This window comes from Halorubrum tibetense (assembly GCF_042661865.1).
In the GTDB taxonomy this organism is placed as follows: domain Archaea; phylum Halobacteriota; class Halobacteria; order Halobacteriales; family Haloferacaceae; genus Halorubrum; species Halorubrum tibetense.
The window spans coordinates 1-554 of sequence record NZ_JBHSWW010000693.1 but is presented as its reverse complement, the minus strand read 5'-3'; the positions used below and the strand labels follow the sequence as shown (position 1 = coordinate 554).

The 554-nt window shown below is 72.4% G+C and carries 1 protein-coding gene; it reads left to right on the top strand.

What is annotated here, in order from left to right; all coding sequences use genetic code 11:
- Window positions 1-153: 153 nt before the first annotated feature.
- The coding region (locus ACFQEU_RS17790; protein WP_379784317.1) for an FAD-dependent oxidoreductase at window positions 154-554 on the top strand (401 nt) is incomplete at its 3' end.

Genomic DNA, 554 nt, shown 5'->3' with positions numbered 1-554 from the left:
ACCGCGGCGGCCAGCATCGCGAGCGCGTCGCGACGGTCGAGCGGCCGAGCGTCCACGGTGGAGGTAGTCATAGCTGCTCGGACGGGCGGCGAGTGGATAAACCGTGTGACACCGCCACAACACACTTACCCCCCTCGGGCCGTCGTTTGTGATATGTACGTCGTCGCCGGCGGCGGGCTCGCCGGACTGGTCGCGGCCGCCCGGATCGTCGAGGCCGGTCACGACGTTCGGGTGTTCGAACCGACCGACGCGGTCGGCGGCATCGCCCGGACGTACGGGACCGCCGGCGACCCGATCGAACGGTTCCCGACCCCCCTCGGATCCACCGACATCGACCGGGGCGGCAGGGTTCACGAGGTGGCGGCCGCTCACGGCGTCGCCGACCGGATCGTCCGGTCACGCGGCCGCACCGCCCGGTATCTCGACGGGGTCGTCCATCCCGTCGACGCGCCGTGGGAGCGGTTAGCGTACCCGGGGCTCGGCCCCCGAAACGTCCTGAGACGACGGCGCGTCGAGCGAGCGGTCCGCGCTTCGGTCCCCGACGACGTGAGCGC